Annotated in this window: 18 protein-coding genes and 1 tRNA gene; 16 read left to right on the top strand and 3 right to left on the bottom strand. The window is 56.0% G+C overall.

What is annotated here, in order from left to right; translation table 11 throughout:
- Nucleotides 1-22: 22 nt before the first annotated feature.
- Entirely contained in the window at nucleotides 23-1,312 is a 1,290-nt protein-coding gene (locus ACWHYZ_RS02240; RefSeq protein ID WP_447985672.1) for a glycosyltransferase, read from the bottom strand.
- 264 nt (nucleotides 1,313-1,576) lie between these two features.
- On the opposite strand from ACWHYZ_RS02240, the gene ACWHYZ_RS02235 reads away from it, so the two are divergent.
- The 8 genes from ACWHYZ_RS02235 (at nucleotide 1,577) to ACWHYZ_RS02200 (ending at nucleotide 10,775) form a co-directional block, all read left to right on the top strand.
- Nucleotides 1,577-3,406 (top strand): sensor histidine kinase, encoded by a 1,830-nt coding sequence (locus ACWHYZ_RS02235; RefSeq protein WP_447985671.1) that lies wholly within the window; start codon nucleotides 1,577-1,579, stop codon nucleotides 3,404-3,406.
- A 3-nt stretch (nucleotides 3,407-3,409) separates the two neighbouring features.
- Nucleotides 3,410-4,765 (top strand): sigma-54-dependent transcriptional regulator, encoded by a 1,356-nt coding sequence (locus ACWHYZ_RS02230; protein ID WP_447985670.1) that lies wholly within the window; start codon nucleotides 3,410-3,412, stop codon nucleotides 4,763-4,765.
- 384 nt (nucleotides 4,766-5,149) lie between these two features.
- Nucleotides 5,150-6,241, top strand: a complete 1,092-nt coding sequence (locus ACWHYZ_RS02225; RefSeq protein ID WP_447985669.1) for a glycosyltransferase family 4 protein — start codon at nucleotides 5,150-5,152, stop codon at nucleotides 6,239-6,241.
- 41 nt (nucleotides 6,242-6,282) lie between these two features.
- Nucleotides 6,283-7,587: an MFS transporter gene (locus ACWHYZ_RS02220; RefSeq protein WP_447985668.1), complete on the top strand. Its 1,305-nt coding sequence runs from the start codon at nucleotides 6,283-6,285 to the stop codon at nucleotides 7,585-7,587.
- A gap of 58 nt (nucleotides 7,588-7,645) precedes the next feature.
- Nucleotides 7,646-8,494, top strand: a complete 849-nt coding sequence (locus tag ACWHYZ_RS02215) for a BON domain-containing protein (RefSeq protein WP_447985667.1) — start codon at nucleotides 7,646-7,648, stop codon at nucleotides 8,492-8,494.
- 67 nt (nucleotides 8,495-8,561) lie between these two features.
- The gene (locus ACWHYZ_RS02210; protein ID WP_447985666.1) at nucleotides 8,562-9,821 is read left to right on the top strand and encodes an MFS transporter; all 1,260 of its coding nucleotides are present in this window, start codon (nucleotides 8,562-8,564) and stop codon (nucleotides 9,819-9,821) included.
- A gap of 264 nt (nucleotides 9,822-10,085) precedes the next feature.
- Nucleotides 10,086-10,367: a PepSY domain-containing protein gene (locus tag ACWHYZ_RS02205; protein ID WP_447985665.1), complete on the top strand. Its 282-nt coding sequence runs from the start codon at nucleotides 10,086-10,088 to the stop codon at nucleotides 10,365-10,367.
- Between the two features lie 60 nt (nucleotides 10,368-10,427).
- Nucleotides 10,428-10,775, top strand: coding sequence for a hypothetical protein (locus ACWHYZ_RS02200; protein WP_447985664.1), 348 nt, complete (start codon nucleotides 10,428-10,430; stop codon nucleotides 10,773-10,775).
- Nucleotides 10,776-10,840: 65 nt separating this feature from the next.
- On the opposite strand, the gene ACWHYZ_RS02195 is transcribed toward ACWHYZ_RS02200, so the two are convergent.
- On the bottom strand, nucleotides 10,841-12,271 hold the full coding sequence (locus tag ACWHYZ_RS02195) for a trypsin-like peptidase domain-containing protein (RefSeq protein WP_447985663.1): 1,431 nt from the start codon (nucleotides 12,269-12,271) through the stop codon (nucleotides 10,841-10,843).
- 147 nt (nucleotides 12,272-12,418) lie between these two features.
- Between ACWHYZ_RS02195 and ACWHYZ_RS02190 the strand changes: the two genes are divergently transcribed.
- From ACWHYZ_RS02190 to ACWHYZ_RS02170, 5 genes are all read left to right on the top strand, one after another.
- Nucleotides 12,419-13,312 (top strand): hypothetical protein, encoded by an 894-nt coding sequence (locus ACWHYZ_RS02190; RefSeq protein WP_447985662.1) that lies wholly within the window; start codon nucleotides 12,419-12,421, stop codon nucleotides 13,310-13,312.
- Between the two features lie 39 nt (nucleotides 13,313-13,351).
- Nucleotides 13,352-13,864 (top strand): gluconokinase, encoded by a 513-nt coding sequence (locus ACWHYZ_RS02185; RefSeq protein ID WP_447985661.1) that lies wholly within the window; start codon nucleotides 13,352-13,354, stop codon nucleotides 13,862-13,864.
- A 104-nt stretch (nucleotides 13,865-13,968) separates the two neighbouring features.
- Nucleotides 13,969-15,510: a hopanoid C-3 methylase HpnR gene (hpnR, locus tag ACWHYZ_RS02180; protein WP_447985660.1), complete on the top strand. Its 1,542-nt coding sequence runs from the start codon at nucleotides 13,969-13,971 to the stop codon at nucleotides 15,508-15,510.
- A gap of 354 nt (nucleotides 15,511-15,864) precedes the next feature.
- Nucleotides 15,865-16,011, top strand: coding sequence for a hypothetical protein (locus tag ACWHYZ_RS02175; protein WP_447985659.1), 147 nt, complete (start codon nucleotides 15,865-15,867; stop codon nucleotides 16,009-16,011).
- A gap of 373 nt (nucleotides 16,012-16,384) precedes the next feature.
- Complete coding sequence (locus tag ACWHYZ_RS02170; protein WP_447985658.1) at nucleotides 16,385-16,915, top strand: GNAT family N-acetyltransferase; 531 nt, start codon at nucleotides 16,385-16,387, stop codon at nucleotides 16,913-16,915.
- Between the two features lie 261 nt (nucleotides 16,916-17,176).
- Here the strand turns inward: ACWHYZ_RS02170 and ACWHYZ_RS02165 are convergent.
- A tRNA-Leu gene (locus tag ACWHYZ_RS02165) sits at nucleotides 17,177-17,260 on the bottom strand.
- Between the two features lie 130 nt (nucleotides 17,261-17,390).
- Between ACWHYZ_RS02165 and ACWHYZ_RS02160 the strand changes: the two genes are divergently transcribed.
- The 3 genes from ACWHYZ_RS02160 (at nucleotide 17,391) to ACWHYZ_RS02150 (ending at nucleotide 20,532) form a co-directional block, all read left to right on the top strand.
- Nucleotides 17,391-18,083 (top strand): HAD family hydrolase, encoded by a 693-nt coding sequence (locus ACWHYZ_RS02160; protein ID WP_447985657.1) that lies wholly within the window; start codon nucleotides 17,391-17,393, stop codon nucleotides 18,081-18,083.
- An 88-nt stretch (nucleotides 18,084-18,171) separates the two neighbouring features.
- Complete coding sequence (queE, locus tag ACWHYZ_RS02155) at nucleotides 18,172-18,807, top strand: 7-carboxy-7-deazaguanine synthase QueE (protein ID WP_447985656.1); 636 nt, start codon at nucleotides 18,172-18,174, stop codon at nucleotides 18,805-18,807.
- 186 nt (nucleotides 18,808-18,993) lie between these two features.
- On the top strand, nucleotides 18,994-20,532 hold the full coding sequence (locus ACWHYZ_RS02150) for a leucyl aminopeptidase (RefSeq protein ID WP_447985655.1): 1,539 nt from the start codon (nucleotides 18,994-18,996) through the stop codon (nucleotides 20,530-20,532).
- The last annotated feature ends 66 nt before the right edge of the window (nucleotides 20,533-20,598 follow it).

Raw genomic sequence — 20,598 nt, 5'->3', positions numbered from 1 at the left:
GCGGCCGCGTGTCTCGGCATGGTTATTCGGACACGCCGGACATCGTCGATTCCTGCCAACGCTGGACGAGGTAGGGCTTGTATCGTTCGAAGCTCTGACACAGCGCCTCAATGCGGTCTTCGGCTTCCAGGGAGGTCAGCGCCTGCGTCTCCAGGACAAACGATGCCGTTCGTCCTAGGTACAGCGAAGTCAGCGCCTTCAATAAATGTTCTTTCGGCAAAACCTGGCGCTGAGAGGACACTGCGGCGTCGTAGATCACGTGCGTCCACAGATCATCGGGAATGCTGAATGACTGCAACGGACAGTCTTTGAGCGACAGCAAGCCCGTCATCGTATCGGGCGTCAACATCTGTCTCCAAATCGATTCGAGATCGACAAGCCCTTGGCGGAAATTCGCGACCATGCGGTCGACATTGACGTGAACCGGCTCGACGCCGACCCCGTACTGAAAGCCGAACAGAGAGACTTGATTCGATCCTATAAGGTCGCGCCATACCGATTGATGCTCTTCCATGAGCGCAAAGACTGCGCCCACCACTTGCACCAACATGCCGGAAAGGTCGGCGGCCGGGTCTTTGGGGTCGTGGATCTTCGCCCCTAAAAAGCTCTGACAGACCCGCGCGCCGCTGGCAATAGCCTCAGTGGTCATCCAAATGTCGATGCCGAAGCGCGCGACCTCCGACTCCCACACATGCTTATTGGCATAGTACTGAGCCAAGGAGCCGGAAAAACCAAAATCGCCCCCGATAGGCTGACGAATACGCTGACCATAGAGAGCGCGCGTGAGAGGATAGACGATGCTGTTCGTAATCGTCCCGTCGTATTTATGGCGGAGATAATAGGGTGCGACATAATCAAACCCCTGATCCAAGACGGGCCCGATAAGCAGTTCAACCCATTCCGGCGTGATGCTGCGCAAATCGGAATCGACAACAGCACAGGCCTTGGCGTTGACACGGCGGGCAATTTCAAAAATTGTGCGAAAGGCGCTGCCCTTTCCCGGGATGCCCTGGTACGGTGTAATAATTTTTTGAAGGAGGCTCTGGCGATCGCTGATAAGCATTGCGCCATAGTCGACCACAGACCGTGCGACAACGTCAGGGGTGCCATCAGAGGACCCACCATCGGAGTTCACCAAGACCGCCCGTTTGTTTGAAAAGTATTTGGCTAACCCGGCCATCACGGCGCGCACGACATGCCCGATCGTCGTGGCGTTGTTGTAACTGGGAATACCGATCAGGATGTCGACTTCACCGATTTCCCGAAGCCTTGCCTCGGTCTCCGAAGTCAGCAGGGTTGCCGCGGGCGTCATTGTGGGACATCATCCTGAAACACACGACAGGCGGAAGAAACTGACGGGAATGTAATGGGGGACCCACTTGACACCATCTCTTTGCAGTATATGCGGGGAAGCGCTGTAAGGCTGTCCGGAAACGCGCCATACTATTGTAGTCCTATGGTGGACAGATTTTGGGTCATCGTTCGGGCACAATTTATGTCCTCTGGAGCAGCGAAGGGAAGCATATGGTCGGTGGCGTGAGATTTGCGCACATAGAGTTGAAGTTAACCGCCGTCTATGAAACGACGACGGATAGGGCAATCCGATTTCATCAAGGTACCGAGCACGAATGCCGTACTGCCTGGCTCTGCGGACCGGAAAAAATATATGCTGATAACGCGGACAAACTGTCACTTCCTGGACGATTTGTCCCTTCTCAGGGCTCCCACTATCACTCGGGCTCGTGACGTCATGATGGACCGTGTTCTTCCCTTGACCATGCGGTCGTTACAACCGTGGAGTTGGATGAGCCTGCCCTCGAAGGTTTCTCTGGTCATTCTCCTGATTGTCGGACTATCGGCTTTGTCGGGAGAGTACCTAGACCGCGGGTATGTGTCCGATCTCGCCCGGCAGAACTTCCAGGAGGAACTGACAGCAGTCGTCAGACAAATCGGAGCCGACATCACCGGCGCCGCAGAATTCGCCAATACGGCGTCGCGGCAAATGGAACTGGATCGATTGATGGCGAATCGTCCAGACCTAATCGATGTGGCAATTTATGTTTTCAGCCCCGAGCAACCTGCTCGACCGACCTTGCTAGCTAATGCCGGGAATACCACATTGCCCGGCCTCGAACAGGCGCCTGAGGTCGTCGAACGCGCCATTAAACTGGGTACCGCTATCACAGACCCTCAGCGCGATTCGCAACATCGATTGAGGGCCGCCTCACCGATCTCCGTTGATGGACGGGTCATCGGCGCCGCCTATGCCGAATTTTCCACCGCCCAATTCGACGAAGTGTTGGAATACCAGCATCAACTGTCGGTGTCACGCCGTGTGATTACCGGCGGAGTCATTGTCCTCGCCATTAATATATTTTTGTACTGGTACGTTCACCGTCCGGTCGGCGCCCTGTTGACCGCCGTCAAGGCCGTCACGGAAGGCACGATGACAACGACCGTACCGGTCACGGGGGATGACGAGATCGGCACCCTGGCGAGCCGTTTCAATAGAATGGTCGAACGGATTCGGACGACGACGAATGAAAACGCCCGCCTCTTTGAGGCCTTGCAGCATGCTCACAATGGTTTACAAGTGAAAGTCGATGAAGCCACAGCGGAAATTCGTCAAAAGAACCGCGAACTGGCGAGAAGCAACGAATTGCTGTCGACTGCCCAACGCGATGCCGCCCGCGCGCAGCGTCTCTCCGCCATCGGTCAGTTGGCTGCCACGGTGGCTCACAAAATCGGTACGCCTTTGACCGCCCTCTCCGGCCATATCCAACTGCTCCAGGAAGATCCGGACCTCACGGCAGATGCGAGGCGCCGTCTTCAGATCGTCGAGGGACAGATCGAGCAAACCAGTCGCATCATTCAAGACCTCCTGATCTATGGCCGTAAGCCCGAGCCTAATCTCGAGCCAATGGACCTCAACGCGTGCGTCGAAGACTGTCTGTCGCTGCTGAGGCCCGAGATCGCGCGCCGCAACGTCACTGTATTGGCCGATTTCAATGGAAGCCCGCTGACCATCGACGGCGACTCTCAGCAATTACAGGAAGCCTTCTGCAACTTAATCGACAACGCGATCGATGCCATGCCTCTGGGAGGCACCCTGACCATTCGGGTGCATGAGATTGATGCGCCGGCACATCAGGCGGATCGGCCCAACTCGTATGCCGTGGACATCATCGACACCGGTCAGGGGATCCCACAGGACATGATGGATCAAATTTTCCAGCCTTTTTTTACTACGAAAAAGGCGGGGCGGGGCACGGGGTTGGGCCTTGCCATCGCAGCAGAAACGATTCGCGCTCATGGAGGCGCGATGGTCGTGGAAAGCGAACCGGGAAAGGGGTCTCACTTTACGGTGACACTCCCCATCGCAGTACGCCCCATTGTAAAAGGATGAGCTATGGTACCCGTTGAAGACTCTCAGGTGCTGATCGTCGACGATGATACGGAGACTCTTGAATTGCTCCGGGAAATCGTGAGCAAGGAAGGCTATCGAATCGAAACGGCGGAGCATGCGCAGGCTGCCCTGGCGAAGGTCGATCAGTCTAAACCGGATGTGGTAATCACCGATCTCCACATGCCCGGTATGGACGGCTTAGCCCTGCTCAGCGAACTAAAAAGTCGGTCGCCCGAGACGCTCGTTATTCTTCTGACGGCGTACGGATCGCTGAAAACGACCGTCGACGGCATCAAAGCCGGCGCCTTCGATTATTTGAGCAAACCCTTCATCGTTGATGACATTCGTCTTGTGGTGCGGCGCGCACTCGAACATAAACGGGTCTTGTGCGAGAACCAATCGCTGCGAGAACAATTACGCGACCGCTATCGCTTCGATAATATCGTGGGGAGCAGTCCCGGCTTGGTGTCCGTTTATAAATTGATTGCCCGGGTCGCCCAAACGGACAGCACCGTATTGATCCAAGGTGAAAGCGGGACGGGAAAGGAATTAGTGGCCCGCGCAATCCACGCCAATAGCTTGCGCAGTGCGGGGCCTTTTATCACCGTCGATAGCGGCGCGTTAACCGAAAGTCTGCTCGAATCGGAGCTATTCGGCCATGAACGCGGCGCATTCACGGGCGCCATCGCCACCAAAAAAGGGCTCCTGGAAAAAGCTCACCAAGGCACGTGTTTCTTCGATGAAATGGCCAATATCTCCCCGACACTCCAAAGTAAACTTTTACGCGTCTTGCAGGAGCGAGAAGTCCGCCGTGTGGGCGGCGCCGGGACGATGACGGTCGATGTACGCATTATTGCCGCCACTAATAAGGATTTGAAACAACTGGTCGACTCCGGGAGCTTTCGTGAAGACCTGTACTACCGCCTGAATGTGGTGACCATCAACATTCCACCGCTGCGGGAACGGGTTGAAGACATCCCGGTGCTCGCGCAACATTTTGTGCACAAACACGGCGGCAACAGGGAAAAGCCTGTGACCGGCATTGCGCCTGACGCAATGGACCTTTTGATGAAATATTCCTGGCCGGGGAATGTCCGTGAGTTAGAGCACGTGATCGAACGAGCGACCGTTTTGACTCCTCATCCGGCCGTCCTCCCGCACGATCTTCCCGAATCCGTACGGATTGCTGCGACGACTTCGCCGGTACACAGTGGATGGATGACCATTGATGCGCTGGAAAAGGACTATATCATCCGCGTCTTGGACGCCCATCAACGCGACATTGGTCTGGCGGCCGACATTTTAGGCATCCATCGCAAAACGCTTTTGCGCAAGCTCCGTCGATACGGCATGTCGTAGCTTCCGATGTTGCCGTGATTCACGAGGGCGACGCCCTAGTCCCCCCATAAATCCCTCATAGATCGCCATCCGCGATGCCCAGAGGGGGGACGGTCTGTCTTTACGAGGACAATTCGCTCCCGCACGGATTCCCGCATCATTGGCCTCACTGTTCCATCCAGCGCGCAGAGGTTTTGACAATTCGCCCCGCGCCACGAGCATCAACGCGCCTTACGTGCCGAATTATGCCGCGATTTCGTGGCAGTTCTTTGAAGATGCGGATGGTCCGCAAACGGCCTGCCACTTGCAGGTTAGAGCGGAGACATTTTTGTCTTTTGGCCTTCTATTCAAGTCACTGTCGTTAAAAACAAGACCAGCGTCATACTGACGAAAGGAGTCCGTTCCATGAAGATCGCGCAAGTATCACCGCTTTGGGAAAGCGTCCCGCCTAAACTGTATGGCGGAACCGAGCGGATCGTGTCGTACCTCACTGAGGAGTTGGTTCGTCTTGGTCACGACGTGACCCTGTTTGCCAGCGGTGACTCGACGACCGCCGCAACACTCAAAGCGGTCACTCCGGAAGCGCTCCGCCTGAGTACGGGCATTTTCAATCGAGATGCTCCCATGACGTATCAGTTAGAGCAGGCCTTTGGTGCTTCTTCCAGTGAATTCGATATTATTCATTCTCATCTGGACTTCATTGGCTTTCCCATCGCCCGCCGATGCCCTACCCCGGTGATTACCACGATGCACGGTCGTTTGGACCTGCCGGAGTTGGTGCCGGTTTTCCGTGAGTATTCTGAAATGCCACTGGTGTCAATTTCGAATTCGCAACGTCGCCCTCTCCCTTGGGCAACATGGCAGTCCACCGTGTACCACGGGCTGCCGAACGACCTCTATTCATTCCACCCGATGCCGGGCAAGTATCTGGCGTTCCTCGGCCGTATCTCTCCTGAGAAGCGTCCCGACCATGCTATTGAAGTTGCCAAACGGGTCGGCCTACCACTACGAATTGCGGCGAAAGTCGACCCTGCGGATCGCAACTACTTCGAAGCCGAGATCGAACCGCTCATGTCGCATCCACTCGTCGAATATGTCGGCGAAATCACGGACGACGAGAAAGACGACTTTCTTGGGGATGCCTATGCCATGCTCGCGCCCTATGACTGGCCTGAACCGTTCGGGCTCGTGCTGATCGAGGCGCTGGCATGCGGTACGCCTGTCCTGGCCTATCGGCGCGGGTCTATCCCCGAGATTATCGATGATGGGGTCACGGGTTTTGTGTGCGATGATTTCAACGACATGGTTGCGGCAGTAGACCGCATCGGCACGCTGCAGCGTGTCCATTGCCGTCAATCATTCGATGCGAGATTTTCCGTCGAACGCATGGCGCAAGACTATGTGAATGTCTATCGGCGCCTGATAGGCGTGGAGCCTGATCAAATAACCGGGGATAACGGCTGGGTGGATTCCCGGGTCCTGTTGGATCGCTGTTAAGCACGGGGTGAACCGGAGACCGGAGGACACAGGAGGAGGATGTGGTTTATGCAGCGCGGGCCGAGGGGGAACAGGAGAGCCCATCGTGCAGCAACGGGAGATTCCTGATAAGGAGTCGGGACTTCGGCTTTTTGTGGGCCGGTCAAGTCATTTCGCAAATCGGTGACGGCCTAAACAAGGTCGCGCTCCTATGGTTTGTGTATGACCTGACGGGGTCCGCATTGAAGATGACGCTCATCGGGCTGCTGCAAACCATTCCTCCTCTCCTGGTGGGTCCGCTGATCGGAGTGTATTTGGACCGGCTGCCGAAAAAGCCGGTCATGATCTGGATCGATCTCCTTCGCACCGTGCTGGTTCTGCTCATCCCGGTTCTCTATGCCTTCGATTGGCTCACGCTGAACGGGCTCTATGCGCTGGTGTTTATGACGGCCATCGTGTCCACCGTGTTTGGGCCGGCCTTGGCTTCGGCTGTCCCGCTCATTGTCGGCCGCAAACAATTGACGGCCGCGAATGCCCTGCTCCAGAGTTCCACCAATCTCGGCGTCCTCATCGGCCCGGCCATGAGTGGGATCGGTATTGCCGTGATGGGGGCCCAAAACGTCTTGTATGTCAATGCCGCGACGTTCTTCATCTCTGCGTTATGCTTATTGCCGATTCGGGTTCGGCAACTCACGCTGCCCGGAGCCGCAACGGGGCGCGCTCCCGATATCGTACATGAGATGTGGGAGGGATTCCGTTTCGTCTTTCTACAACACCGGCCGGTACTGGCACTCATGGCGACGGCGGCGCTCTACAGTATGGCCGCCAGCGCCTTCGTCTTTATGTTACCCGTCTTTGCAAAACACCTGCTGCACATGGGCCCGGCCGAGTTGGGCTGGCTCTGGTCGACTTTAGGAATCGGCATGCTCTGCACTTCGGCGTGGCTGGCGTGGTTGCAGCATGGCGACGTCGCGAGTCGGTTTCGCTTGATCTCCGGCGCCATGGCGGTCGGGGGGGCCGCCGTCTGCAGTTTGAACCTCGTGAGCGGGGATGTCGCAGCAGGCGTCCTGATGATCATTATCGGAGGAAGTACAGCGCTGTTCACGCCCATTGTGTGGGCCGTGCTCCAAGAAATGACGCCCGGCCATATGTTGGCTCGCGTCATGACGACCTTCAGCACGGGCGGCATGTTCGCCGCCATGCTGGGCATGGCGGCGTTTGGATGGGCGGCGGACGCGCTCGGCGCGCCCATCAGCCTCTTCGGCATCGGATTCATTCTCCTGATGACCGCTTTCATGGCGGCCCGATTCAGCCGGCGCTGGGAGACGACACAAGAGGCGATCATGGACCCTTTGCCGGCCGCATAAAACACGGCGCGATTCAGCTTTCGCAAAGTCCCACCGGGTTTCTAACCAAGGAGTTTATATGATGGGGATGGTCGCTACGGCGAGACGCGGCCTGGTGGCCGGTCTGCTCTACGCGGTGTTCCTTACGGGTCTTCAAACGTATGGGGAGGAACCGAAGACGCCTTCGACAAAGCCTGCGGAGCAGCCTAAAGAAAAGCCCGCGGAACAGACCAAAGAACCGAAGCCGGACAAAATTCCAGAATCCAAAGGAGCCGATGTGAAAACGCCGGTTCCCGTGCCTTCCCTTCCCCCGAAGGCTGCCGACACCAAACCGGCAAAACCCGCCGAGCAGCCCAGAGACTCTCCGAAGTCGTCGGACAAAGCCCCTGAGTTAAAAGGCTCTGAGACGAAAGGTGGCCCTTCAGAGTCGACTCCAAATGGTAAACCGTCTGACGCGAAGCCACCTGAACCGAAACTGCCGCCGACGCCCATTGTCTCCATCAAACTGAACTTGATGGCGGATCCACGCCTCTTGCCCTACGATATCAACGTCGATATGAACGGGGATGTCGCCCTCCTATCGGGAAAAGTGGGCACTGAAGCGGAAAAGGCTGCCGCCACGGAAATCGCGCAGGCGATTGAAGGGGTCAAGTCCGTCACAAACAATCTCGAGATTGTGAAAGACTTGCCCCAGGTCCTTGGACGAAAAAAAGACGAGTTGATTACGCAGTACGTCAAAGATCGGTTTGGAAAAAGCAAAACGCTCGAGTCGGCGCATTTCGATGTGAAGACAGAGGACGGCATTGTGCATGTGAGCGGCAAGACAAAATTCCTAGTGATCGCCTTAGAAGCCGCCGAGGCCGCCCGCCAAGTGCCGGGCGTCAAGGCGGTGCGATCGGAGGGCATTCGAGTCGAAGGTGCGGAATGAAGCGATATCGACAAGGACCACAGGATCGGCAGTCGCGGCCGGGCACGGTCCATAACCATGCGAGTCGGTGTCACGTGAATGTTCGGCCCAGGAACGCCTTCGGGTGAGCGAGCGCCATCTACTCCTGAACCGAGACTTTGGGCTGATCTGGTGGGGGCAACTGATCTCCCAAGTGGGCGACGGAGTCTCCAAACTCGCACTCCTCTGGTTCGTCTATTCCGTCACGGGGTCGCCGATCAAGACGACGGTGATCGGCATGCTCCAGACTATTCCGCCCATTATTTTCGGGCCACTCATCGGCGTCTACCTGGATCGATTACCAAAAAAGCCGGTCCTGATCATCTCCGACCTGCTGCGCGCCGTCCTCATCGGTCTCATTCCATGCCTGGTGTCCCCCAATGAATTCACGGTTGAGCGGCTATACGTACTGGTCTTTCTCCATGCTTTGGCGACTGCCGTATTTGGTCCCGCGCTTACCGCCTCCGTTCCGCATCTCGTAAAACCCGCGAAATTTACCGCGGCCAACGCATGGCTCCAGACGACGACCAGCCTTGGAGTTATTTTGGGACCCGCCCTGAGTGGAATGGGCATTGCGGCCTTGAATTCTCAATCCGTTCTTTGCGTCAACGCCGTCACCTATGTCGTCTCGGCGCTGTGTCTCTTGCCGGTTCGCTTGCCCTGGGTTCAGGCTTCTCCCGTGCGCTCTGCCATTTTTTCTTCTCCGCTCCACGATCTGATGGATGGCCTCCGCTTCGCCAAACAGCAGATCGTTCTCCTGTTAATTATCATCGCCGCCTTGCACTCTTTCGGGACGGCCGCATTTTCCACGCTTTTTCCTGTCTTTGGCCGGAAGATGCTCGACCTTGGACCCGTGGAAGTGGGGTACCTATGGTCTGCGCTGGGCGTCGGACTTTTTTTCATGTCCCTCGTGCTGGTCCGGATGACGGAGTGGGATTTGTCTGCCCGATTGCACGTCATTGCCATTACCAGCGGCATTAGCGGCGTGGCGCTCTTCGGCCTAGCCGCTGCTCCAAACAGCATGACAGCCGCGGTCTGCATGGTGGTGATCGGCGCCGGCATCGGCGCATTTACGCCGATCGCATGGGGTGTCTTGCAAGAGGTCTCGCCGGAACGTCTGGTTGCACGTGTGCTCACGATATACGGCACCGGTGCGATGACGGCAGCCATTGCGGGAATGACGACGTTCGGTTGGATCACGCAACAGTTCGGGGAACGAGCGGGTGTTGTGGGCATCGCAGTCATTCTCATCGCCACCGCGGCCTTAGTCCTCACCACTCAAGAATCGATCGCGCCTATCAAGAAATAGCGGACGGACTGTCTAGGGATAGACAAGGTGTACTGACCGACACGTTCCCATGACGGGGCTTGAGCTTGAGACTCGGTGTGGGTCTTCTCTTGACAACTCGCTCCGCGGAATCAGCCACGCCACATCACGTACCGGAGGCAAATGCCGCAGGACTCGTTGAATTCGTGGGTCATATTCTTAGTCGAAAGAGCCTACTGTCCAGGCGTGGCATTTGCTTAAGTAGGGAGAAGAAGCCCGGCACCAGTCATTAACCAAGGAGGGTCTATGCGGTACATTATCGCTGTTATGCTTGCGGCAAGCCTAGGAATCGGCCAAGCCTGGGCTCTATTTGAGACCAATAAGCAGTTGGCCGAGTCAGCCACGATTACAATGGATCAAGCCGTGAAGACGGCCGTCGCCGCTGTACCTGGGAAAGCGGTTGAGGCTCAACTGGGCAAGGAGGATGGCCGCACCGTCTATGAAATCGATATCATTGATTCCAGTAAGAAAGAACGTACGGTGTATATCGATGCGCAGACGGGCAAGACCCTCAAGATCGACAAATAGCGTGTAACAGTTCGCAGGCGGTTCACTCGACCTTCATCAATCAAAAAGAAGGAGATCCCCATGAAAGGATTCGGTAGCTTGATAGCGTTGGCAGCAGCGGCAACATTCGGGGTCGCCGGGAGCGTCTATGCGGCGGAGTCCATGTCCGAACAGGGCCAGCAGGATCAAATGGAAAAACAACAGCCGCAAGATATCCAAAAGGACAGTGAGTTAGGGATGAAGGAACAATCTTTATCTACTGGGTCGTCGCAGAAACATGAACGGCAATTAGGGGCCGGGTCGTTGGGAGAAGACTCTAAAGGAGGCGCGGGACCAAGTGGAACGAAAGGTCTTCCTCCAGGCAAGGCACCTGGGTTCGAGGGAGCCAATAAAGACCCCGAACGCGCCCCGAACGCAGGCGGCCACTAAGGAGCATTGCACCAGTCGGGCCGGCAATCAATCAGCCGGCCTGACTTCGTGAAGAATAGTGATGACTATCGCGTTGATGTGACAATAGTGGGAACCGCCTGCGCAGAGGCGGTTTTTAAACGGGTTAACCCTTCACGGATTTTTCTGGTCCATTCATCCGACTTCGGTGATGAAGCCGTCTGCTCCAGAAAAGCCTCCCACGTATGCAGAGCCTCCGCATGCTGTCCCTGAGACTCCAGGGCCAGTCCGAGGTTATACGAGGCAGAGGCGAGGCCGGGATCGGTGTCAAGCGCCGCACGAAACTCCATGATGGCTTCTTCTTGTTTGCCTGTCTTCCATAGAACTTGACCTAAGTTGTTATGCGCGCGCCCAAAGTCGGCGTCCACTCCAAGGGCGGCGCGATAAGACGCGACGGCATGTTCATGATCTCCGGTCCGTTCCCACGCGAGTCCTGCATCCGTCAGGAGCCCGGGGTCGTGCGGGGCGAATTCCAGTCCCTTCATATAGGCGTGAAGCGCGCGCGGCCATTGTCCGTCATCGGCATACGCAAGGCCGAGATTCCGTGCAATCCAAGGGGCATCAGGCTTCAGCTTTGACGCCATCTCATAATGAAAAATAGCCAAATGCAGCAAGTCGGAATCGTTGTGAAGCACCATGGCAATGCTATGAAGCAAATGCCCGGTGACAAAGGATCGCTCAGCTTCGGGTTCAGGTCCATGAGACACGGTGTGCTTGACGGTACCCCTATGATCGGATGTCGTCCCTGCATTCAAATGATGCGAGATCAACCATTGGCGAATAAAAGCCGCCGGAATGGAGTAGCCGATCCCCGACTTCATTGAGACGCTCCCGATTGCGGTCCCGTTCCGATCTTTCGCCCGCTCGAGATAAGGAACTGTCGTCACAACCATGCCGACCGCAGCGCCTGTCTCTATGTCGATTAACGGACCGCCGCTATTTCCAAAGTTTAATATCCCCGTCGTTTGAATAAATCCCGCATGATGGCCGTTCATTCGGGATCGCCCCTGAGCCATCCCGCTCACCATGCCTGACCCAATGGTGGGATGCAGGGCAAAGCCCATTTGCAGAATATCGGTGATCCTCGGATATCCGACCGAGAGGACCTCCGTGCCCTCTTCCGGATGCTCCGGCGCGAGCGCGAGAATCTGGGGTGAATCGACCGGCACGCGAAGCGCGGCCAAATCTGCGTCCCCATCGGTGACGAGAATCTTGGGAGCCGTGATCACAAGGCGGTCTTGGACATAGACGAGGAGACGTGAACCACCCTCTACGACGTGCGCATTAGTGACCAGCAACCCATCGTCGGAAAGAAAAAACCCGCTCCCCATGGAGACACTGCCGCCGGAATCGCTGATAGCGACGACAAGCGCGGTGGCTGCCTTGGCATGCTGCAACACCTCAGCACGCTGGCCGGCATAGAGGGGGTTGCCCCAGAGAAGGGTAGTCAGTATGATGGCAAACAACAACTGGTGCATACGGCCAATGAAATGTAGCACAACTTTCGTACGACTGTAAGCCCTACGCCGACATTACGAAGCAGATAATTCCTGCAGACAGATTGCGCCAGTCCGCTATCATCAGGGAGAAGGGACATTTTGTCCCTATTAACACAAGGCGAACCAATGATGACACCATGGCTTCTTGCTGCGACGCTGCATTTGGTCAGTGCGACTCAACATGTTCATCCAATCACAGTCGTTCAGGTCGCTCCCGACACCCCGCGCGTGACGGATTCGGAGAACCAGAAAGAATCGTCGGAATATGAGCAGCCCCTCTTGAAGTGGAATGAATTGCGGACCGAGTACGATCGACTGCAATTGAAAGCCGAGGATCTTCAGCGACAATTAGAGAAGGCGCAACAGGATCTTGCGGGTGCGAAAAAGACTTTGGGCGACGTCAATACCCGCGTCGCCGCAATGGAGAAAGAGAAGTCTCAGATGGCGGGCGCGCTCACCGAGGCACGCGATCAAGCCCGAGATCTCTCGACAAAGCTGGCCGCGGAACAAGTGAAAGCGGCCACATTGCGGGAAGACAAGCAGCGCCTCATGAGCGGCACGACGACCACGAAAGAAGAAATCGCGCGATTGCAGAAACATGCGGCCGAACTGGAGACGGAGGCGGCTCGCGCCGATGATCTTGCCAAGCGTTTGGCCGAACGAGACCAGGAAATTGAACGCCTGCGGAAAGCCGTCGCCGATCGCGAGAGCCTTGCCAATAAACTCACGGCATTGACGGATAAATTCGAACGCGCTAAACAACAGGTCACTTCGCTCACCGATGAATTAACCACTCGTAATGAAGAGGCCGCCCGAGTCCGACAAGAGCGAGACCAGCTCATCATGGAGATTCAGAAACGGCAAGAGGGCCAGAAGGGGGGAGACTCCAGCGCCATCAACAGGGGCGCCCCCGACGGCTTCATCGGGCGGTCACAACAAGATCGCACGAAATTAAATGTCGAACCTCAAGAACGCGCGTTACTGCAAGAGCTGAGAAGACCATTCCTAGAAATTCGCTAGCGTACGCGTTTCGCAACATGAGCGTCCTCCTCGGCCACCATGGTTGTGCTCATCATGGGCGTGTCCGGATCGGGCAAAACAACGATCGGCAGACTGTTGGCTGACAGCTTGCGCTGGGAATTTGCCGACGCCGATTCCTTTCATTCGCTCAGCAACCGTAACAAGATGAGGGCAGGCATGCCGCTCTCGGAGCTGGATCGCAGGCCGTGGCTCGACGCTCTACGGGAGGCAATCGATCGATGGATCGGGGAGGGTCGGAATGTCGTTCTCGCCTGCTCCGCACTCACCGCCTCTGCACGCCATATCCTGATCTCAGGCAATCCTTCAGTAAAGCTCGTTTATCTGAAGGCGCCTGTTGGTCTGATTCAGGCGCGGCTGGCGCGACGCCCAGACCACTTCATGCCCCAAGAGCTTGCTGCAAGTCAGTTCGACACACTCGAGGAGCCGGCAGATGCTCTCACCATCGACGCAGGATGGCCGCCAGACACCATTGTCACGCACGTGATCGCGTCTCTGAACTTACCCATTCTTCCAGACCCTCCTCGTCTGTAAGACAATCGAGGATAGCCATCCGACTGGAACCCCGCTCCAATCCTGGATTCAGAATTCGTATGCTTTGCTGTGCCTGCCACACCGGCCTAGAGAGAGGAGAACGCATGAAAATACTCGCGGTCCATCCGAGTCCGTTGATGTATACAAAAATTTACCTGCGATTGGAACCGCTTGGGTTGGAACTGGTGGCCCAGGCCATTCGCCAAGCCGGGCACGAGGTACGCCTCATAGATCTGCAGGTGGAAAGCCATCGCAGTTATTTGAGGCTGCTTCAAGACTGGCGGCCTGATGTCGTCGCTTTTTCATGCAACTACCTGGCCAATGTGCCCGAGGTCGTCGATCTGGCACGACTTACGAAGGCAGTGCTCCCGCAGAGTTTTGTGTTCGTCGGCGGCCACAGCGCCTCGTTTATTGCAAACCAGTTTCTTGAGCATAGCGAGGGCGCCATCGATTGCATCCTCAAAGGTGAAGGTGAGGCGGTCGTCCCAGATCTCTTGCAGGCGATCGAGCATGATCGCGCGGCTATCATCCGCGTTCCCGGTGTCGTGTCCCCTTTTGGCGCCGGGCCGGCTCCCCGCTTTGTAGAAAGTCTTGATGCCCTGAGCCCGGCACGAGACCTTCTGCGCCATCGCCGAAAGTATTTTATCGGCGTCTTGGATCCGTGCGCCTCCATTGAATTTGCGCGCGGGTGTCCATGGGACTGTTCCTTCTGCAGCGCGTGGACATTTTACGGGCGAAGCTACCGAACGATCAGCCCCGAAAAGGCAGTGGAAGACTTGGCACGCATTCGAGAACCCGGCATTTTCATCGTCGATGATGTGGCGTTCATCCATGGCAAGCATGGGATGGAGATCGGTGAAGCGATCGCAAAGAAGGGAATCAAGAAGAAATATTATCTGGAGACACGCGGCGATGTCCTGTTGCGAAACAAGGAGGTGTTCACGTTCTGGAAGTCGCTCGGACTCGAATATATGTTCATCGGGATCGAGGCCATTGATGAGGAAGGGCTCCTCAAACACCGTAAGCGCATCTCGCTGGGCAAAAACTTCGAAGCGCTGGAATTTGCCCGGTCACTCGGCATTACTGTTGCCATTAACCTAATTGCCGATCCCGACTGGGATAAGCAACGCTTTGAGGTCATCCGCCAATGGTGCCTCGAAATTCCTGAAATTGTGAACATCAGCGTCAACACCCCGTACCCAGGCACGGAAACATGGGTGACGGAATCGCGCAAGATCCAGAGCCGTGATTATCGCCTATTCGACATCCAACATGCCGTCCTACCCACGACGCTGCCTTTACCGGAGTTTTACAAAGAATTGGTCAAGACCCAGCAAGTGTTGAATACCAAGCATCTCGGTTGGACGGCACTCAAATCGACGGCAAAGATTGCGGCCGGACACCTATTGCGTGGACAGACGAATTTCGTCAAGATGCTCTGGAAGTTCAACAGCGTCTACAATCCCGCTCTGCAACTGGCCGACCATCAGCAACCAATAAAGTACCAAATGGCTTTGCCGTCCGGCCATAAACACGTCGACCATGGCTTACTCTATATTCACCACGCCAAAGGGCGGCAGGGACGCCAAATCGACGACTCCACGGAGCACTTCGTGGAGACAACGAGGATGGGAACGACCATATAAATAAGTGCTACCCGACACGACGCGTCCTCAACCTCGCAAGAGATATGTGGGCCTAAGCAGACGCGTACGTGGTACAGTCGAGTATTCGTCCGGGAAAAGAACTTCAAAGGCGTCCTGAGCGGTGACTTTATTCGAAGATCCTTTATCCCGCCATGTTTGATCGACAGAATCGAGATCGTACTGCATTCAATAGCTGGCAGTCTTAGCTCTATCCTCCCGCCGACGGATTATACCCCCAGTTCTGTACGTGCGATTCAGGACGCGCCCCAGCCTGATCCACCGACAGACGAAGCCGCCTAATCCCAGTATAACACCTAGGTCTTTTCATCGACGTAACAGCAAAGGGGGCAACATATGGATTTCCTTGAGTGGGTTCTGCTGAAGATGTATGCATGGCAAAACGTTGTGTTGGCCATTCTGATTCCTCTATTCCTCGCCAGTCTGGCTGCGGCCGTCTATGTGACCCGCGAGGCTTACTTCAAGAGATCAGTCTTTAAGTAGGAATCACACATCTCTGCGGGAAGTGTAGAGCGCTCTTACGAGCGCCATACGTTGCCGGGCGCCTGGGATATACTTATGGAGTGCGCACTGTCTCTCACCGGTCTGGCCCGTCGCTCTCTCCAGGACTCCCATTCTTTTCTTGGGTCATCGTCATCTTGTTCAGCACGACGCTCCGCTCGCGTACGCTTGACCTTCGCCCGCAATGGTGGCGAATCAATTGGTTCGCCCTTCATAGCGGCACACTCGTCCGGCGCCTGATATTGGTCAGGTAATCCCCTGCCATTAATTTCACTCTTACCATCCGCATCGCCTCCGTCTGATGTCCCAACATTACCCCAAACTCTATAAGACCCTATTACTAAACTATCAGAGGGTGTACAGTCTGAACCTCAGACCGCTGGAAAGTTCGGATATTGGTTTGGTAGCCGGATGGTTAAGCCAAAGTGAGAATTATCAGTGGCTGGATTTTGGCAATGGCGTTCAAATTCTATCGCCTGCCTTGTTGAAGCTGATGAGGCAGAATGAGAAGCACTGTTTGCGGCTCTATTCAGTGACTGGCAGGGAGCATGCTGTCGAGCTAGTTGCCCTAAGCATTGACAAATGCTTCAAGACGGCCCTTTTGTGGTATGTGTTGGGGGATAAGACGGTTGCCAGGCACGGACACACTACGAAGGCGGTGTATAAACTGTTGGGAACGGCATTCAAGCAACTTAGCCTCCAAGCAATCAGCGCGTGGGCCGTCGAAGCCAACCATCCTTCAATCCGTGTGCTGGAAAAGAATGGGGTTCGCTACATTGGCAAACTACGGTCCTGTCACATCATCGGCGTCATACCAATGGACCGCCTGCTTTTCGATTTGGTATCTGAGGAGTACGTCGAATACAGTCAGTACAATGCCGCTTAATGACTGGACAGCTTTGAGCTGTTATGGATACAACATAATGTACGTCTGCAGCAACGGATCGTCTATTGGTCCCCTGCCTCGTAGCTTGCAATCCGGTATTCACGCTCGTACCCCCCGGATGCCACCTATGCCTAACTCCATCCCGGTACGATGAAACTACAAGAGTCAGCAACGTCTAGATGATGGTTCTTAACACCGTACTAAGCGCGATCCGCTAGTGACGCCGTCTAACATAGGGGATTCTCAAGTAGAGAGAAAGGTTGGTGCCGAAGGGGGGACTTGAACCCCCACGGGTTACCCCATACGCCCCTCAAACGTACGTGTCTGCCATTCCACCACTTCGGCGTTCGGGCATTATAGAAAGGCACTGAAACGCTTGTCAATGAAACTGCCTTCCGTTAAAATCATTTCGCGTGCGATTTTTCTTTCCATTGCGCGGTTGAGTGACACCGCCTCCCTTCATCCTTGAGGTCTCATGGGCTTGTCTGTACCGGACGCGACCGCGCCCAGGCCATGCCGACGTTTGGGTGCGTTTTTTGATGTGGACAATACGCTTATTCCGGGCGTGGCCATCGAAGTGAAGTTTTTTCGCCACCTCTTTCAACGCGGGATAGTCGGCCTCGGCGAAAGTTTGCAAAGCCTCTGGCATCTCGCTCGTCACATGCCTCCGATATCGGTGCATCCGCTTCGGCAACGAAAGCTCTATCTTGCCGGAAAGCACCCGGCCGCCATCGAGCCGCTGGCGGAAGAATTTGTTCGTTCTCGGATCATTCCGCTGATTTCGCGGGACGGCCTTGCCGTCTTGCAAAAACATCAACAGGCCGGACATCATGTCGTGCTGATTACGGGATCACTGGACTTCTTAATTGCACCGCTGGCCGCCATGTTGAATGTTTCGACCGTGATGGCCGCCACGCCTGAGCGATTGGCAACGGGGTATACGGGAAACCTGATTGCTCCGCTTCCGTATGGCGAAGGGAAACGAATTCTCATTGAATCGCTCACGGCTCGGGAGAACATGGATTTGCGGGAATGCTACGCCTACGGAGACAGTCCGGGAGATGTCGCGGTGCTGCAATGCGTTGGTCACCCGCAGGTAGTCAACCCCATTCGCGGTATGGCGCGCATTGCGAAGCGATATGGGTGGCCGATCGTCAAGTGGACATGATACACGCTGCCGAGTCTTCAGCGGCCGCTGAAGGCGGGAAATCCGGATGCTGAGGGCTGAAAGCCGATAGTAGCTGAAGGTTCACTCTATGCGCATCACTGAGATCTTTCACAGCATTCAAGGCGAGTCGACCTACGCCGGCCTACCGTGCACGTTTGTGCGGTTGACGGGCTGCCCGTTGCGCTGTGCCTGGTGCGATAGCGAATATACATTTCATGGCGGCACCGAGATGTCACGGAATGAGGTGATGGAGCGCGTCCGTGCCTATGCTTGCCGCCTTGTAGAAGTCACCGGGGGCGAACCCCTTCATCAATCCGAATCCTTCCCATTCATTCACGCCCTGTGCCAGGACGGATACACCGTGTTGATTGAAACGAGCGGCGCCATCGACATCTCACCGGTCGATCCCCGCGCGCATGTTATTTTGGACGTGAAGTGTCCCGGCAGCGGCATGATTGACCGCATGGATTGGAAGAATCTGGATCGTCTCACCGGCAAAGACGAGGCGAAGTTTGTCATCAAGGATCGCGCCGATTATGAATGGGCCTGCTCGATCCTGAGGCAATACGATCTGACTCATCGCTGCGCCGTCCTCTTCAGCCCCGTGTTCGGCGAATTGCCTGTTCGCCAACTGGCGGAATGGATTTTAGCTGATAAACTTTCTGTGCGGTTCCAGATGCAGTTACATAAGTATATCTGGGGCCCGAGCATGCGAGGCGTCTAACGGCATGTTGAAGAAGGCTTCCAACTTCGTTCTCGGCTCGACAACATCCTCAACGTACCAAGGGAAAGAGCCGGCCTTGGCCGGCTCAGGGCCGGGCAGGTGAAATACCGATACATGGTCTTCGCCTGCGCCTCGCTGGAAACCTTTTTGAAGATGTCCAAAATAATTAGGGAGGGTTGAATCGGAATGGACGTGAAAGTGAAGCAGAGCCGAGCAGAAAACGAACCGGCAGAAGTGCTGGTGCTGAGTCATTTTGACGGTGAGCCTGCGTTGCAAGAAGAAGCGGCGGCCGTCGACCGCGCCTTGCATGGGGCCATTCGCGATCTGCTTAAGAGCGAAGAATTTCAAGGGAAGAGCAATCAAACTGTTCTCCTCCATACACAAGGAAAGATTTTCGCGAAGCGGGTCTTGCTGGTCGGACTCGGAAAAAAGAAAGACGCCAAGCTAGATTCTGTTCGCCAAGCGATGGGCACTGCGGTCAAACGCATCCGGCAGGCCGGGGCTCGATCGTTTTCAACGGTCCTGCATGGTCGCTCTCTTCCCGATGCATCCGATCTGGAACTGGCGCAAGCGATGACCGAAGGCGCCATTCTCGGCGGGTATCAATTCACGGTCTACCGTACCAATAACGGGGACCAGCCGAGGGACGTCGATCGCATGATCATCATCGTGCCGAAAGCGGAGGCACAGGCCGATGTGAAGGAAGGGGCCCGGCGTGGAGTGGCATCGGCGGAAGCAGCCATGTTGGTGCGCGATCTGAGCAATCATCCCTCCAACATCATGACACCGTCCCGCGTTGCCGCTGAGGCGAAAAAGATCGGCAGGGAACGCAATGTTCGCGTCAAGATTCTGGAACAGCGAGACGTGGAAAAACTGGGAATGGGCGCGTTTCTTGGCGTAGCTCGTGGCAGTCATGAACCACCAAAGTTTATCGTTCTTGAATATAACGGAAGCGGAACGGCGAAACGAAACGGTCGCGCTCGCCAACCGATCGTGCTCGTCGGCAAGACGATCACGTTTGATACGGGCGGCATCTCGCTCAAGCCGTCCGAAAATATGGAACAGATGAAAGCCGACATGACAGGCGGAGCCGAAGTGCTGGCGACAATCCGGGCCGTCTCTCGGTTACGACTTCCGTTGCATGTGATCGGCATTCTCCCGGCGACCGAAAACATGCCGGGCGGGCGGGCGATTAAACCCGGTGACATTCTCAATACGATGTCTGGACTGACCGTGGAAGTGCAGAACACGGATGCCGAAGGACGGCTTATTTTGGCGGATGGGTTACATTACGCCACACGGCTCAAGCCTGCGGCCATTATCGACATCGCCACGCTGACCGGAGCGTGCGCCGTTGCCCTCGGGCAATTCGCCATCGGAATGTTCAGCAACCGCGATGTGTTGAAGCAGCGCATCCAGCACGCCGGGACGAAATCCGGGGAGCGCGTCTGGGAAATGCCGCTGTGGGATGACTACTTCGAGCAGCTGAAAAGTGACGTGGCCGACATGCGGAACATCGGAGGCCGTGGGGGTGGGATGATTACCGCCGCCCTATTCCTCAGCAAGTTTGTGGGTGACTGCCCGTGGGTGCATCTCGACATTGCCAGCACGGATTGGAGCGACCGGGAACGCGCCTATATTTCCAAAGGACCGACCGCCATTGGAACACGGCTCTTAATCCAATACCTGATTGACGAGAGCACGTCTCCAAATTCAACTCATTAACAAGCCGAGGAAGCGTGGGAAGGGGCATGACGAGGCGACGATGAATCGTTGTCAGCGTCATGTGAT

The sequence above is a fragment of the Nitrospira sp. Nam74 genome (genome assembly GCF_965152615.1).
The sequence above is the reverse complement of the archived record's forward strand: the minus strand, read 5'-3'. Positions and strand labels throughout refer to the sequence as shown.